Source organism: Alkalimonas cellulosilytica, assembly GCF_036325985.1.
In the GTDB taxonomy this organism is placed as follows: Bacteria; Pseudomonadota; Gammaproteobacteria; order Enterobacterales; family Alteromonadaceae; genus Alkalimonas; species Alkalimonas cellulosilytica.
In genome coordinates this window covers 29,881-43,642 of sequence record NZ_JAUHLI010000014.1, presented here as the reverse complement: position 1 = coordinate 43,642, position 13,762 = coordinate 29,881, and the positions used below count along the sequence as shown (strand labels likewise).

General features: G+C 51.3%; 21 protein-coding genes. 12 read left to right on the top strand and 9 right to left on the bottom strand.

Annotation, left to right across the window (positions count from 1 at the left end; translation table 11 throughout):
- Positions 1 to 281 precede the first annotated feature (281 nt).
- Positions 282 to 632, top strand: a complete 351-nt coding sequence (locus QWY20_RS14090; RefSeq protein ID WP_330129646.1) for a hypothetical protein — start codon at positions 282 to 284, stop codon at positions 630 to 632.
- A 109-nt stretch (positions 633 to 741) separates the two neighbouring features.
- Complete coding sequence (locus QWY20_RS14085; RefSeq protein WP_330129645.1) at positions 742 to 1,206, top strand: energy transducer TonB; 465 nt, start codon at positions 742 to 744, stop codon at positions 1,204 to 1,206.
- Positions 1,207 to 1,579: 373 nt separating this feature from the next.
- Here QWY20_RS14085 and QWY20_RS14080 read toward each other — a convergent pair whose 3' ends face one another.
- A complete protein-coding gene (locus QWY20_RS14080; RefSeq protein ID WP_330129644.1) occupies positions 1,580 to 2,734 on the bottom strand; it encodes an IS110 family RNA-guided transposase in 1,155 nt (384 codons plus the stop codon).
- Between the two features lie 124 nt (positions 2,735 to 2,858).
- Between QWY20_RS14080 and QWY20_RS14075 the strand changes: the two genes are divergently transcribed.
- The 3 genes from QWY20_RS14075 to QWY20_RS14065 all read left to right on the top strand — a co-directional run bounded on the left by QWY20_RS14075 (position 2,859) and on the right by QWY20_RS14065 (position 4,076).
- The gene (locus tag QWY20_RS14075; RefSeq protein ID WP_330129643.1) at positions 2,859 to 3,407 is read left to right on the top strand and encodes a hypothetical protein; all 549 of its coding nucleotides are present in this window, start codon (positions 2,859 to 2,861) and stop codon (positions 3,405 to 3,407) included.
- Positions 3,408 to 3,573: 166 nt separating this feature from the next.
- Positions 3,574 to 3,816, top strand: a complete 243-nt coding sequence (locus tag QWY20_RS14070) for a type II toxin-antitoxin system Phd/YefM family antitoxin (protein ID WP_330129642.1) — start codon at positions 3,574 to 3,576, stop codon at positions 3,814 to 3,816.
- Positions 3,813 to 4,076, top strand: a complete 264-nt coding sequence (locus QWY20_RS14065) for a Txe/YoeB family addiction module toxin (RefSeq protein WP_330129641.1) — start codon at positions 3,813 to 3,815, stop codon at positions 4,074 to 4,076. The genes QWY20_RS14070 and QWY20_RS14065 overlap by 4 nt, the downstream gene beginning before the upstream one ends.
- A gap of 159 nt (positions 4,077 to 4,235) precedes the next feature.
- Here QWY20_RS14065 and QWY20_RS14060 read toward each other — a convergent pair whose 3' ends face one another.
- A complete protein-coding gene (locus QWY20_RS14060) occupies positions 4,236 to 4,976 on the bottom strand; it encodes a nuclear transport factor 2 family protein (RefSeq protein ID WP_330129640.1) in 741 nt (246 codons plus the stop codon).
- Between the two features lie 459 nt (positions 4,977 to 5,435).
- Here QWY20_RS14060 and QWY20_RS14055 point away from each other — a divergent pair, with 459 nt between their 5' ends.
- A complete protein-coding gene (locus tag QWY20_RS14055) occupies positions 5,436 to 5,843 on the top strand; it encodes a hypothetical protein (RefSeq protein WP_330129639.1) in 408 nt (135 codons plus the stop codon).
- A 116-nt stretch (positions 5,844 to 5,959) separates the two neighbouring features.
- Here QWY20_RS14055 and QWY20_RS14050 read toward each other — a convergent pair whose 3' ends face one another.
- Together QWY20_RS14050 and QWY20_RS14045 are read right to left on the bottom strand one after the other, a co-directional pair.
- Positions 5,960 to 6,238 (bottom strand): type II toxin-antitoxin system RelE/ParE family toxin, encoded by a 279-nt coding sequence (locus QWY20_RS14050; RefSeq protein WP_330129638.1) that lies wholly within the window; start codon positions 6,236 to 6,238, stop codon positions 5,960 to 5,962.
- Positions 6,235 to 6,519 (bottom strand): type II toxin-antitoxin system RelB/DinJ family antitoxin, encoded by a 285-nt coding sequence (locus tag QWY20_RS14045; RefSeq protein ID WP_330129637.1) that lies wholly within the window; start codon positions 6,517 to 6,519, stop codon positions 6,235 to 6,237. Before QWY20_RS14045 ends, QWY20_RS14050 begins: the two co-directional genes overlap by 4 nt.
- Before the next feature lie 203 nt (positions 6,520 to 6,722).
- Between QWY20_RS14045 and QWY20_RS14040 the strand changes: the two genes are divergently transcribed.
- Complete coding sequence (locus QWY20_RS14040; protein ID WP_330086822.1) at positions 6,723 to 6,899, top strand: hypothetical protein; 177 nt, start codon at positions 6,723 to 6,725, stop codon at positions 6,897 to 6,899.
- On the opposite strand, the gene tadA is transcribed toward QWY20_RS14040, so the two are convergent.
- A complete protein-coding gene (gene tadA / locus QWY20_RS14035; protein WP_330086821.1) occupies positions 6,866 to 7,378 on the bottom strand; it encodes a tRNA adenosine(34) deaminase TadA in 513 nt (170 codons plus the stop codon). The genes QWY20_RS14040 and tadA overlap by 34 nt on opposite strands.
- A 206-nt stretch (positions 7,379 to 7,584) precedes the next feature.
- Here tadA and QWY20_RS14030 point away from each other — a divergent pair, with 206 nt between their 5' ends.
- Positions 7,585 to 7,797: a hypothetical protein gene (locus QWY20_RS14030; protein WP_091345439.1), complete on the top strand. Its 213-nt coding sequence runs from the start codon at positions 7,585 to 7,587 to the stop codon at positions 7,795 to 7,797.
- Here the strand turns inward: QWY20_RS14030 and QWY20_RS14025 are convergent.
- Positions 7,792 to 8,256, bottom strand: coding sequence for a YaiI/YqxD family protein (locus QWY20_RS14025; RefSeq protein ID WP_330086820.1), 465 nt, complete (start codon positions 8,254 to 8,256; stop codon positions 7,792 to 7,794). The two genes, QWY20_RS14030 and QWY20_RS14025, sit on opposite strands and share 6 nt — an antisense overlap.
- A 94-nt stretch (positions 8,257 to 8,350) precedes the next feature.
- On the opposite strand from QWY20_RS14025, the gene QWY20_RS14020 reads away from it, so the two are divergent.
- The 4 genes from QWY20_RS14020 (at position 8,351) to QWY20_RS14005 (ending at position 11,213) form a co-directional block, all read left to right on the top strand.
- A complete protein-coding gene (locus QWY20_RS14020) occupies positions 8,351 to 9,583 on the top strand; it encodes an RNA polymerase sigma factor (protein WP_330129706.1) in 1,233 nt (410 codons plus the stop codon).
- 82 nt (positions 9,584 to 9,665) lie between these two features.
- Positions 9,666 to 10,487 (top strand): YciI family protein, encoded by an 822-nt coding sequence (locus QWY20_RS14015; RefSeq protein WP_330129636.1) that lies wholly within the window; start codon positions 9,666 to 9,668, stop codon positions 10,485 to 10,487.
- Between the two features lies 1 nt (position 10,488).
- Complete coding sequence (locus QWY20_RS14010; RefSeq protein ID WP_330129635.1) at positions 10,489 to 10,863, top strand: YciI family protein; 375 nt, start codon at positions 10,489 to 10,491, stop codon at positions 10,861 to 10,863.
- Positions 10,860 to 11,213, top strand: a complete 354-nt coding sequence (locus QWY20_RS14005; RefSeq protein WP_330129634.1) for a DUF1428 domain-containing protein — start codon at positions 10,860 to 10,862, stop codon at positions 11,211 to 11,213. Before QWY20_RS14010 ends, QWY20_RS14005 begins: the two co-directional genes overlap by 4 nt.
- Before the next feature lie 39 nt (positions 11,214 to 11,252).
- On the opposite strand, the gene QWY20_RS14000 is transcribed toward QWY20_RS14005, so the two are convergent.
- From QWY20_RS14000 to QWY20_RS13990, 3 genes are all read right to left on the bottom strand, one after another.
- Complete coding sequence (locus QWY20_RS14000; protein ID WP_330129633.1) at positions 11,253 to 12,014, bottom strand: ABC transporter permease; 762 nt, start codon at positions 12,012 to 12,014, stop codon at positions 11,253 to 11,255.
- Entirely contained in the window at positions 12,011 to 12,940 is a 930-nt protein-coding gene (locus tag QWY20_RS13995; RefSeq protein WP_330129632.1) for an ABC transporter ATP-binding protein, read from the bottom strand. The genes QWY20_RS14000 and QWY20_RS13995 overlap by 4 nt, the downstream gene beginning before the upstream one ends.
- Before the next feature lie 249 nt (positions 12,941 to 13,189).
- Complete coding sequence (locus QWY20_RS13990) at positions 13,190 to 13,636, bottom strand: DUF2784 domain-containing protein (protein ID WP_330129631.1); 447 nt, start codon at positions 13,634 to 13,636, stop codon at positions 13,190 to 13,192.
- Between the last annotated feature and the right edge of the window lie 126 nt (positions 13,637 to 13,762).

The window sequence follows — 13,762 nt, the reverse complement described above, 5'->3', positions numbered from 1 at the left end:
GTTGAACGACGAGGAATTTGAGCGCGCTATTATAAAGAAATTTGCTGTCTAGGGATAGAGCGGCAACTGGGGCGGGATTTGGCGACGCAATACAAGCAGCCGACTTCGCGCGTCTCTTTTGTCGTCGTTGTCTATTGCCGACTTGGCAACATTAAGTACACCACAAAAACACTGTATTCCTTAACAGCAGCAAGTGTAATTAAATTGTTGATTAGGATGCGTTAGTTCGATAGATTGGAGAAATTTAAAATAAAGTTATGTGCAATAGGAGATTTAATGCAATGAAAAGGAGGTTCTTAGCCTTTGTTTTTATTATTTTCGGTTTTCAATATGCTGCTCTGGCATCAGAGACAGTAGCACAACCAACTATTTCAGAATTAGAGCGAACAATTAGTACTCTACAGTCAAAAGTTAGAAGTTTGGAATATGCGCAAACCAATACAGAGACAGCCGTTTCAAAGTTACAAGAGGCTATAAATAGGAATGGCCTTGCTATCGTATTATTTGCCTTTTTCTGTGCATGGTGGGCAAAAACAACTGGGCGAAGTGCGTTTGGGTGGTTTTTATTAGGGCTGTTTTTTCACGTTTTTACAGCAATCGCACTTTTAATAAAAACCGAGCGCAGCTCATAACAAACCAAGTCAGCGGGACACTAACACTTAGGCTCCCGTCACTTCGTTCCGTATTTTATCCTAAGTGTTATTACCCTGCTTGGGGCGTTAGATTTATAAGGAGTTAGAAATGAAGAAAGCAATTACTTTATCGATTTTTAGTGTTTTCTTAGTGGCATGTGCTTCAAATGATAAAGTCGAAGTAGCCACTGATGAGCCAATACAATATATGGATTTAACCTCAGACGATAAAAAAGAATTGATTAAAGAGTATTGGGTGGTAGAAAAAAGGCAAGAGCCTAAATACCCAATAGACGCGGCTAGAAAAGGTTTATCGGGTTGTGTTGATTTGATTGTAGGTATCAACAGTGATGGCAGGTTAGGTGGATATAAAGTTAAAAAATCATACCCTGAAGGCGTATTTGATGAGCATGCTGCAGCCGCACTAACTCACTGGAAATGGGTGGCAACAGAAATAAATAGCGATAAGACACCGGTTTTAACATCGATTCAATTGGATTTCATGGTCAGTGGATCTAAAAATAAAACAGAGTCAGAAAATCAGTGTGGCTATTCCCACAATTTGTATCTCTAACAAGCCAAGTCAGCGGGAATTTTACTCGTTGGCCTTTGGCCAAGACACTCATAAAATCCCCTGCTTGGGGCGTTGGTATGACTCCCCACGTCAAGCAGGTTGAGCATATTTCTGCTCATTCAAGAACCATGTTTTTTGCTGTTTAAAGCGAGTTAATGCACCAAATGAAGCTGGTAATGTTCGTCGGTTGTCATGCTGGTATCCGTGGATTATCAGCTTTCGCTGACAACGCCTACCTTACTTGTTCCGCCGTGGCACCTGTCTTCAGTCTAGGTTCGAGGTTCAACAGCCGTGAGGCTGTTGCCATCCTAACGCCGTCGGTGGTTGTGCCACACCCGATGCTTGATCCAATGCATTAACTCTAACCTGTTGCTCATGCTGGCACCCTGGATAACCGCTTTGCCGGGTTCACCGGTGACAGCACCACTTCACGCGAGATAGCCCAGATGTAGGCTATCATTTCTCTGGCAATGGCGGTCACTACCAGGTTGTAGTGTTTACCGCGCTTCATCAGTCGCTGGTAACGCCTGCACAGCCGAAGCTGGGCCTGCCAGGCGATATCAATAACTTCTTTGCTAAGACTTTCCTGACGCTTTTGCAGCTCGGTGGATACCTTGGCGGCATAGCGGTAGGTATGCGCTCCTTCGACCAGCAAACGCCTGGCGCGGGTATTGCCCGTTCGGGTAATGCCGCCTTGGCGTCGTTTACCCCCGCTGGAGTGTTCCGAGGGAACCAGCCCCAGATAGCTCATCAGCTTTCTGGGGTGGTTGAAACGGGATAAATCACCCAGCTCGGCAATCACTCCAACTGCGACCAGTAAGCGCACACCGCGCATGGCCTGAATGGCTTTGACCACAGGATAATAGCGCCAGTTTTTGACATGATAGCTGAGTTCGTTATCCAGCAGCTCTAAACGGCGGATACGCTCGGTAATGGTTTGTATCGCTTCTTGCAGCACAATTTGCTGGGCTGGGTGCGGTAGTATCAGCTCAGTAAGCCAGCGTAAATGCTTTGCTGACCAGTTGTCCTGGATGCTGCAGCGAATGTTGTTGCGAAGCAGCAGGGCTTTGAGCTGATACTTGGCATCCTTTAAGTCCTTCATGGCGGTTTCACGGGCACGGGATAAATCGCGCACAGCTTCGTCTTCCGGCTCAGGGACATAAATAGGGTCCATATCCCCAGAGCGCAACAATAGTGCCAGTTTTACCGCATCGCGCTTATCGGTTTTGACACGCTCACCGGCTTTTTTGGGGATAAGGGAAGGAGCGACAACATAGCAGCAATGGCCAAGGCTGGTAAGGTAACGATAAATCCAGTAACCACAAGGGCCAGCTTCATAAACAAAGTGCAGTGTTTTCCCTGGATGCTTCGATTCAAATTGGCGAACCAGCTTTTGCAGGGCGGGCTTGGTACCACCAATGCGGCCAAGGCTGATTGGTTTGGCCTCACGGCTGTCTTCAATGTAGGCGACTTCGAAAAAATCTTTATGCGTGTCCAGACCAATAAAGGTTATGCTATTGTTAATCATGCTGACCTCCAGTATTGTATTCTCAGCAAATACAGTATGGCTCTGGCTGCGAAGCTAACCCACGAACTCGGAGGTCAGCACCTTGTGGGGAGTCATTATGTCTAGCTTTCATTAGGGGGTCTCAGTGCGATCACGCTCCATTGTCGCTTTGCTTCAGGCATTGTCGCTCGCATTTGCTTGTGCGGGTATTCTGTCGGCATGCGTTCCGTACTCGCGATCCTACTTGCATATCAATGCGAAAGTTCATGAGCGCGAGGTATGTGGAACGGGTGCGCCAGTCACCGCGGTATTCCCTCACGGGCAGGTTACCGTTGCTCTCACGCTCGATCCCGGCCCGTTTACCCGGCGAGAGCCAGAGTTGGCCGTATTCGTCGATACGGATGCTCAGGTAACAATTGCTGAGTTGGGCGCGATGATGCATCCGAAGTCCGAGCGTGGTCCGATCCAAATCCGGCTGGTTAGCCTAGGTAGTTCAAAGGCTGCGGGCTTCTCATATCATTCGCAGTCGAAGGGTAGTTTTGTTCATAGATTTCAGCTGTTGGGTATTCCGGCCGAGGTTGCCTCCGGTGTCCTTGAGCTCCCAGAAATCGTTGTCGGCAGCCAGGTCATTCCTTCCTCCCTCGTGACGTATTCCCGGCAAAGACATGTCGGCGTTGTTCCACTAAATTGTTGAGGTTTAGCGGGCAATAAAAGCTAACTATGCGTTCAAGCGAAAAGCGGGGACAGACCATCGTGTTTCTTAATGTTTGGCCAGCCCACGACCGCTTAACACAGCGTTATAGCCTGCCAGTTTACAAAACGTACGTATAGGCGTACGCTTTATGGGTCGGAGGTGACCTATGACTACACTTAACGCTACAGAAGCGCGCACTAAGCTCTATGCCTTGATTGACGAGGCGTCTACCAGTCATCAACCTATTATTATTACAGGGAAAAGGGGGAATGCTGTCCTCCTGGCAGAAGAGGATTGGAACGCCATAACCGAAACGCTCAACTTGCTGGCTGTGCCAGGCATGAGGGAGTCTATCCGTGAAGGCATGAGTGCTGGACTCGACGAGTGTGATCAGGAGCTTGATTGGTGACTTGGAGGCTCTACTACACCAAGCAAGCTCAAAAAGATGCTCGCAAACTCACCTCAGCAGGGCTTAAGAGTAAAGCTCAAGAGTTGTTGCAAATCATCGAGCAAGACCCCTACCAGAAGCCACCTCCCTATGAAAAGCTAGTGGGTGACTTGGCGGGAGCATATTCCCGAAGGATAAATATTCAACATCGATTGGTGTACCAGGTACTAGAAGAAGACAAAGCGGTCAAAATTCTACGGCTATGGACCCACTATGAGTAAAAGCTATAAGGAACCTTCGGGGCCAGATCCCGAAGGTGAAGGTTATGGATTGACTGGATGCCACTTCAGCGCCACCACACAACGCACTAACCGCCGCCTCGAGCCCACTCATCTTGAACTGCTGAGTGAATAGCTGCGACAGGCGGCGGCAGAGAAGACTTATCTCATATAGGTCATGCGTCGGATTTTGTGGTCTTCGAGGGTGTAGATCACTGTGCCGCGCTGTGTCATTTCTGAACCTTGTATGGTGAAGCTCACTTCCACCTGATCAATCACATGATTGCCGTCAATGATGCGGTTCAGAACGATTTCCTGGGGCTTGCTCTGAAAGGTTTGAGCAAAACCGCTGCGCAGTGCGTCAATGCCCTCAAATACCTTCTTATCGGGGAAATTAAAGGCTTCAATCTCCGGGTGAAAGTGGCTGACGAAAGCGTCCAGATCATGGGCATTGTAAGCTTCCAGGTGCCCGTCGATCACTGCGGCCGCTTCCTCGGCGGTATGCACATAAGGCAAACTGAGAGGTTCGCGACCCAGCTTAAATGCAAAGTTATGCCCACTTTGTGCAAAGGTGCCGGTGACTTGCGGTTTGCCATCGTCTCCCTGATGAAGCTGCCCGCTAAAACGCGGCTCGCCGGGAACGCCTGCCATGCCGAAAGAAACACGGTCACCGTCCACCTGAACAGCCTGCAGTGGAATGCCTTGCGCACCCTGAGCCGGAATATCCATGCTTCCGTCCCAGCCGGACTCTTCCGGATTCAGGGCAACAATAATAAGCATTTCGCCGTCGGGCAGGTCAATCTGACCATACCAGGTACCGACCCACTGACGGGAATCGGCCAGCACCTGGGATGAGATCAGCGCCAGAGCGAGCATTAGCCCGGAAAAGTATTTAATTTTCATGATGGTAATCCAAATCGCTGCTGTTTATGATGGCGTTAATTATGCTTGTTCTTTGCAAGAAAACATTTCAAAAAGTGTTACAGAATATATTCCGGTCACTCCCCTTTTAGCTTAGTACCACTTGCTATTGAGTTTTAAATTGGCAGGCCGGCCAGAAAAGAAAGGGGTTAATTTTCATCTGCCCCAATTAAACATAACACTGCCGAATAGCTCCACTATACAGCAGCTGCTATTGTGCAAGCCTTGAGTACAACAAAACGATGCCCGCAATAATTTAACAATACCGTTCAAACTCATTGAAAAAATTGATTTATTATGCTTTACTTTAGCCGTGGAAAGTGCTCGCAAATATGTTTTTGGTCATGAAAATCACAGTAAGTGAGCCCTTCATGCTCACAATAAGTGCGCTCATTAGAAGGTAGTCACTGAGCCGGATTTCACCACTATCGGAGAATAACCATGTTCAAGTTATCCATGACTATACTGTTAGGTGCTTTAGTTGCTGGCTGTGCTTCTGCACCTTCGAGCAACATTAGCATAACCGGTGAGGTTCGAGAGGCCATTTCAGTTGCAGATGTTGCGATTTACCAAGTGCCAGTACCTCCGGGACAATACACTGAAATTGCCGCCTTATCCGTTACAAGCCCGAGTTCTTTGTCCATGGCTGATCATGCTACAACCGAACAGTTAATTCATCTTCTGAAATCCGAAGCCGCTGCCATTGGAGCTAATGGCGTTATCTTAACGGACTTAAACGATGTGTCCTTTACGACCAGAAAGGTAACCTACGATGGAGTTCAGTCCGCTGCCATTGATGAAACCAGATTTCAGCGGAAGATAAAAGGCTATGCTGTAGCTGTGGAATAACGAATTGTCGGAACTCCTATTGTTAGCGCTGACGCGGCTTTTTGTTCGAGCTTACCAGCCAAAACGCAAGCACAAATATGCCGTAGCGCGCAGCACCAGTTGCTTTAAACCAGCATTTAGCCAGGTGGGAACTGCTGTTTTTGATGCAGCACGCGCATGATACGAATGTTTGAACCGTCAACCCAACAGGAAACGATCATGGAGATTTCCTGGATAATCAGTAATCTACCCGAAATGCCGTCATGCTGAACCGCCATCAGTGGTTGCTCAAGCAAATGTTCAACTTTAGATTCAATGAGTTCATCCGTTTTTTCAGCTGCTACCGGATTAAAGTCGTAAAGAAACTCAAAAATTTTCTCACGATCATTGAGGGAAGCTTCTTCCCAGAAAATCATCCGTGGACCCGGTTACGGATGTTCGCTTTACGCTCAGCCATGCGGGTTTTGGCCATGCCGTGTTCAACGAATACAGCTTGCCCGGCGTCGAGCTGCTCGAATGCCTGATTCACTTGTTCAGTGAGCCATGCATCGTGCGATACTGCTTTGCGTTGTTGCTCTGCCAACTGTTCCGTCAGTTCACGACAAGCATCGCTTAAGGTCCGGCCCTGGCTTTCAGCCATTTGTTGCGCCAAGCGCTTTGTTTCTTCGTCGACACGAAATTGAATTCTGGTATCCATGGTAAGCCCCTTGCTGTACACACAAATGTTAGCACTAGCGTTGTACTTGGGCAAACAGACAACTGCAAAAAACAACCACCGACCAGCACGGAACTTGTTATACTGCCATCTTGTCTATACAGCAATAAGTGACCCTGCAACGTACAAGTAGCGTAAAGTCACTACTACATACATAGACCCAATTTTGAGGCCAAGGAGGCCCTATGATTAAACGTAAAAAACCAGTACAACTGCGCAAACGGCGAATTGTGAACGTCAGCTCTACCCGTCGTCGTATCAACCGCAGTATTGAAACCTTAAAGATGCATCGCCGCCGCCGCAACTTCCAGGCACAAAGCAATGCCCTTCAATCCGGCTCACCAGCCTGCTGCGACGCCTGATCCGCAGCCTGCTGCCGGGCTGCTTTTTTTTCCTGCCTTCTTTTTTGAAAAAACGCCGATAGCTGGGCGCTGCACGCTTCTGCCAGCACACCGCCAGTTACCTCCAACTGATGATTGAGCTGTGGATGACGCACCAAATCCATCACGGAGCCAGCAGCACCGGTCTTGTAATCGCTGGCCCCAAACACCAGGCGCTTGATACGGCTATGTACCAGCATGCCAGCGCACATGCTGCAGGGCTCCAGCGTGACGTACAGGGTGGTATCGAGCAGCCGATAATTGCCAAGGGCAGTAGCCGCCTCACGCACGGCCTGCATTTCGGCATGGGCAGAAGGATCGCTTTGGCTGATCATCTGATTCCAGCCTTCACCCAGAATCTGTCCATCCTGCACCAGCACAGCCCCTACCGGCACCTCACCTTGTTGCTCGGCACGCTCAGCCAGCAGCATCGCATGCCGCATCCAGTCTTCGTCGGTCATCTTTGTTTACATTTTGCGGTGATTTTACGCTTTAGTTTATCATCAGCAGGTGGTAAAACAGACTAAAATATTGCGATATCGACGAACTTACACTAACGCAAAGTGTAGCAGGACATTGATTTTATTATATTTTCAGTTCTGGTATCTTTTTTGCTTTACTTGTAAGTATACAGATTCGTCGAATTAAACAACATGGAGCAACACAGATGGGACCTTTTGAAATTGCAGCCATTGCCATCATTGGCGGCCTGGCTTACTCGGCCTATGAAACCTACAGCAAAAACAAACACCGCACCAACAAAGCCGATGTACAAGCATTGGAAGACGAAATTAAGCGGCTGAAAGAGCGGGTCAGCACGTTAGAAAGCATTGTTACCGACAAATCCTACCAATTAAAAGAGCAAATCAACCGGCTATAACGCCGGTTTGCTGCGCTGGTAGCGGTTTAAAATGGTATCCAGTTCGGCAGCGAATGCTTTGCGATCGCTTTGACTTAAGCTGGCCGGCCCACCGGTATGAATGCCGCTGCTGCGCATGGTGTCCATAAAATCACGCATGGTCAGCTTTTGCGCGATGGTGTCCTGCCGGTACAACTCGCCACGCGGATTCAGCGCCTGCCCCTGTTTTGCCAGCACTTCAGCGGCCAGTGGAATATCGCCGGTGATCACCAGATCGCCAGGCGAGACCCGCCGCACAATTTCATTGTCGGCCACATCAAAGCCCTGCTCTACCCGCAACGAACGAATATAAGGCGACGCCGGTACCCGCAGCGATTGATTGGCCACCAGCGTCAGCTGGATTTTGGTGCGCTCCGCCGCCCGGTACAAAATATCTTTAATGACCGCAGGGCAAGCGTCGGCATCGACCCAAATCTGCATGGTTACTCCTCGTTTAGGCACATCAGTGCTGGCTAATTTGACAGCACGGACTGGCTGATGCAGCATTTTAGCTCAATTTGCCTTGCTACAGGAAATCCAGGTGCCAAACCCATCGCTGGAGCAATTGTATCAACAACAGGCCCGGCAGGTTCTGGCCACCTTAATCCGCTTGCTTGGCGAGTTTGAGCTGGCCGAAGAAGCCACGCAGGAAGCATTTTATGCTGCTATGCAGCAATGGCCGACCGACGGCTGGCCGGATAACCCCGTGGCCTGGCTGATTACCACCGGCCGGCGCAAGGGCATCGACCAGATCCGCCGCCGCCAGACCGCCCGCCAGTTTGCCGCAGCCCAGCAGCCCTTGCTGGATGAAGCAGAGCCCAGGCTGGAAAGTAACGATATCCAGGACGACCAGTTGCGGCTGATGTTCACCTGCTGTCACCCGGCGTTATCTGCCGATGCCAGGCTGGCGTTAACCTTGCGGGAGCTGTGCGGCCTGACCACCGAGCAAGTGGCCGCGGCTTTGCTGCAACAACCAACCACCCTGGCGCAGCGGATTGTGCGGGCCAAGCAAAAAATCAAAACTGCCGCCATCCCGTATGAAATTCCAACCGCCAAAGAGCTGCCAGCCCGGCTGCAATCGGTGTTGCAGGTGATTTACCTGATTTTCAATGAAGGTTACTCCAGCAGCGGCGGCGATCAGCTGCTCGATAGCCGGCTGGCCGATGAAGCCATCCGGCTCGGCCGTCAGTTGGCTCAGTTGTTGCCAGAGCCGGAAGTCCATGGCCTGTTGGCACTGATGCTACTGCAACACGCCCGGCAGCATGCGCGGCAAGATAGCCATGGCGACTTGATCACGCTGGAGCAGCAGGATCGCTCGCTTTGGCTAGAGCCGCTGATCAGCGAAGGGGTGCATTGGTTGCAACTGGCTTTACGCCAAGCCCCGGCTGGCATCTATGGCTTGCAGGCAGCCATTGCAGCAGTGCATGCCGAGGCAAAAAGCTTTGCCAGCACCGACTGGCAACAAATTCAGGGACTGTACCAGCTACTGTATCAGCAATGGCCCTCCCCGGTGGTGGCGTTAAACCGGGCGGTCGCCATCGCCATGTGTCAGGGGCCTGAGGCTGGTCTGCGCGAACTCGATGCCCTGAGCAGCCACAAAGCCATCCAGAATTACCATCTGTACCATGCCGCCCAAGCCGACTTGTACCGCCGGGCTGGCCACATTGCGGCCGCCCGTAGCGCCTATCAGCGTGCCCTGGCTCTGGTGCAACAGGAACCTGAACGGCGCTTTTTGCAGCAACAACTCAAAACCCTGACGGACGAATAAATTTTTGCATCGCCTGTCGAAATCGATGGTATCGGCACGACTTAGGGGTAAGTCCACCACTTAACGCCTGACAGGAGTTGTTATGCACTACATCATTATCCGCAAAGCCGATGCCGCCACCGAGCGTGGCGAGCTGCCCTCCAATGACGTCTTAAGCGCCATGGCCAATTACAACAACCATCTGCTAAAAGCCGGCGTCTTTGTTTCCGGCCAGGGGCTGCGCCCCAGTAGCGAAGGCTGTCGTCTGCACATCCAGCCAGAGGATGTCGTGCTAAGCGACGGCCCCTTTACCGAAAGCAAGGAGCTGATCGCCGGTTTTACCGTAATTAAAGCCAATAGCCTGGAAGAAGCCCGGGCCTGGGCCAGCCAATGGCCAAAAGAAGACGCAGGTGCCCAACTGGAGGTGCGCCGCTTTTTCGAGCTCAGCGATTTTGAGCCTGGCAGCGGCCTGGCCAAGCATCAACAGATGGCAGCACAAATGGAGCGCCTGCCAGTAAGCATGGCCAGCTACTTAACCTTTCCCGGCACCTGCCGGGAGGCCATGCAGCGCTATGCCGAGCTGTTGGGTGGTGAAATCGAGCTGCTGATGCCGTTTAAAGACAGCCCGATGGCAGGCGATGTGCCTGCCGACTGGCAAGACAACATCATGCACGCCCGGCTCAACATCGGCGGCCGCATCCTGATGGGCTCGGATGCGCCCCCTGGCCAGTACCAGGCCCCCCAGGGGATCTCCGTTCAGCTGGAATTTGATACGGTAGCAAAAGCACAAACGCTGTTTCAGGCACTGGCACAAAACGGCCAGGTATTAATGCCATTCGGCCCGACCTTCTGGGCCAAAGGCTTTGGCATGCTGACCGATCGCTTTGGCATCGGCTGGATCATCAATTGCGACCAAGGAGACTAAGATGAACTATCTGGCACTGGTGTATTACCAGGAGCAACAAATCGAAGCCATGACCGAGCAGGAGTGGTATGACTTAAACCAAAAATGCATTCGCTGCGTGGAAGGGCTGACCCAAAGCGGCCACTTTATCGCCGGCCAGGCGCTGCAGCCGACCCGGCAGGCCACCACAGTGCGGGTGCGCGATGGTGAAACCCTGATCACCGATGGCCCTTTTGCCGAAACCAAAGAGCAACTGGCTGGCTTTTATTTGCTGCAAGCCCGGGATCTGAATGAAGCCATTCAACTGGCCAGCAAGATCCCACCGGCACAACTTGGCAGTGTGGAGATCCGACCCATCCGGCAACTGCCGCCCAAAGATGAAGGAGCTTTGTCATGAATTACGTAGATGGTTTTGCTGCCGCAATCCCTGCAGCCAATAAAGAACAATACATCCAACACGCCCGGGCGGCTGCCCAGGTGTTTAAAGAGCACGGTGCTTTGAGACTGGTGGAGTGCTGGGGCGATGATGTGCCGGAGGGGGAGCTGACATCTTTTCCCAAAGCCGTGCAATGCAAAGAGGACGAAGTAGTGGCCTTTTCCTGGATCCTCTGGCCATCGAAAGAAGTGCGCAACAGCGCCATGCCAAAAGTGATGGCCGACCCACGACTGCAACAAGACACCAACCCAATGCCTTTTGACGGCAAACGGCTGATTTACGGTGGCTTTCAAATGGTGGTGGATGAGTAATATGACCAGGCCAGCTTTAGCTGGCCTGCCCTAACCAGACTAGACCTTCACTTTATAACCGGTTTTAAAAATCCAGCCAATTACCAGCAAAAAGCTCAGCATAAACAGCAAAATCATGCTTAAACTGACAGCCACATTCACATCCGATACGCCGTAAAAACTCCAGCGAAAACCACTGACCAGATAGACCACCGGATTAAACAAGGTGACCTTCTGCCAGAACTCCGGCAACATGCTGATGGAATAAAAGGTGCCGCCTAAAAATGCCAGCGGGGTGACGATCATCAACGGCACCACCTGCAGCTTTTCAAAGCCATCGGCCAGCAAGCCAATAATAAAACCAAGCAAACTGAAGGTAATGCAGGTCAGCAGCAAAAACAGCAGCATCCAGCCTGGGTGCATAATGCTGTAATCCACAAAGAAGCGGGCGGTCAGCAAAATAATGCCACCCAGGATCATCGATTTAGTGGCCGCTGCTCCGACATAGCCGAGCACAATTTCCACCGCCGATACCGGCGCTGACAGCACTTCATAAATCGAGCCCGACCATTTGGGCATGTAAATACCAAACGAAGCGTTCGAGGTGCTTTCGGTCAGTACCGTCAGCATAATCAGGCCCGGAATAATAAAAGCGCCGTAACTGACCCCATCAATCGACACCATGGCCGAGCCAATGGCTGCGCCAAACACAATGAAATAGAGCGACGTCGAAAGCACCGGGGAGGCAATGCTTTGCAAAGGCGTACGCCAGGTGCGTGCCAGCTCGGATAAATAAATGGCTTTCACCGCATACCAGTTCATAGCGCTTCCTCCAGTAAACTGACAAAAATTTGTTCCAGCGTGCGTTGTTTGGTGTGGACATCCTTCAGTTCCAGCCGGGCCCGCTCAATGGCGCCGAGCATTTCGGTGACATGGTTGTGATCGCTGCCCCCATCGTAGGTGTAGGTCAGCATCAGGCCATCTTCCGATAAATCCAGCTGGTAGGCCGCCAGGCTATCGGGTACTTGCGGCAACGGCTGTTGCAGTTGCAGCATCAGCTGTTTTTGCCCAAGCCGGGTCATCAGCTGCTGTTTTTCTTCGACCAGCAGCACCTCGCCACGGCTGATAATGCCAATCCGATCGGCAATCTCTTCGGCTTCTTCAATGTAATGGGTAGTCAGAATAATGGTCACCCCCTGTTGGCGCAGCTGTTCTACCAAACGCCACATATCGCGCCGCAGCTCCACATCCACCCCAGCGGTTGGCTCATCCAGAAACAGCACCTCGGGCTCATGCGCCAGCGCCTTGGCAATCAACAAGCGCCGCTTCATACCACCGGACAGCTCCATCACCTTGCTGTCGCGTTTTTCCCACAGCGACAGTGACTGCAGCACCGATTGCAGATAGGCATCGTTGCGGGCTTTGCCGAACATGCCCCGGCTGAACACCACCGAATTCCAGACGGTTTCAAACATGCTGACTACCAGCTCCTGCGGCACCAGGCCAATCCGTTGCCGGCTTTGCCGGTAGTCTTTGATCACATCAAAACCCGCGACCCGCACCGAGCCGGAGCCTGGATTGACCAAACCACAAATAATGCTGATTAAAGTGGTTTTGCCAGCGCCATTCGGCCCCAGTAAAGCCAGGATTTCTCCCTGTTTGATCTGCAGATTTACGTCTTTTAGTGCTTGATGGCCAGATTTATAGGCCTTATTGAGGTTCTCTACCTCGACAATGTAGTGACTCACGCTGCTTCCTTTTTCGTCATGGTGGATGGTATTTACTCAGTCGTTTGGACGCTAAGCCAATCGACAAGGGTGGCGAATGGCTTAGCACCGCACTGTAAAACCTCAAGTTAACTTAAGGTCAAGCACTTTTACTGTTTGAAGAACTGCGCTTAGATAATTCAGCGGCAATACTGGTACGAGCACTAACAGCAATACGCCTTTCGCTCGCGACGAGTGCAATAACTTAGCATAGGTGTAAAAGGTACAGTGTTACGGCTTGTTACCCAATTGCAAGCTTTTCCAACGCTGCAAAATACGGGGCGGCAGCCAGTACCAGCTGAGTAGCAGCAACAAGAAAAACAGCGTGTAGCCCAGAGTAAAAACCCAGGCGGGTGCATCGTAGTAAATCAGGTTGGAGACCCAGTACTCGATGAAGGAAACATCAAAACCGTCCTGTCCGGCTGCCCGGCGCAGATCAACTTCCCAGTAGGTCAGCGGGCAATAACGGCCGCGCAGGCTTTGCACCAGCACTACGGTCACCACCGCCAGTTGCGTCAGGCGGAAAGTACTATTGTGCACCCAGTGCCAGCCACGCCAACCGCCGATCAAAGTCAGCAGCAAGCCGCCCAGCACAAAGAGCACGATCAAACCGTGCACCACCAGGACAATATCTGCCAGCAAGGCCGGGGCTGGCACCCGTTCATACCAAGGGTTCATCGGATAAAGTGTATCACAACAGTACTAAAATCCGTCCGAAGCCAACACAGCTGCGACCAGTGTCGGCTAAGCACAGTCTCTGTGCTAGTATACTTGGCGATGCAAAATAATACCTATACCAAGATC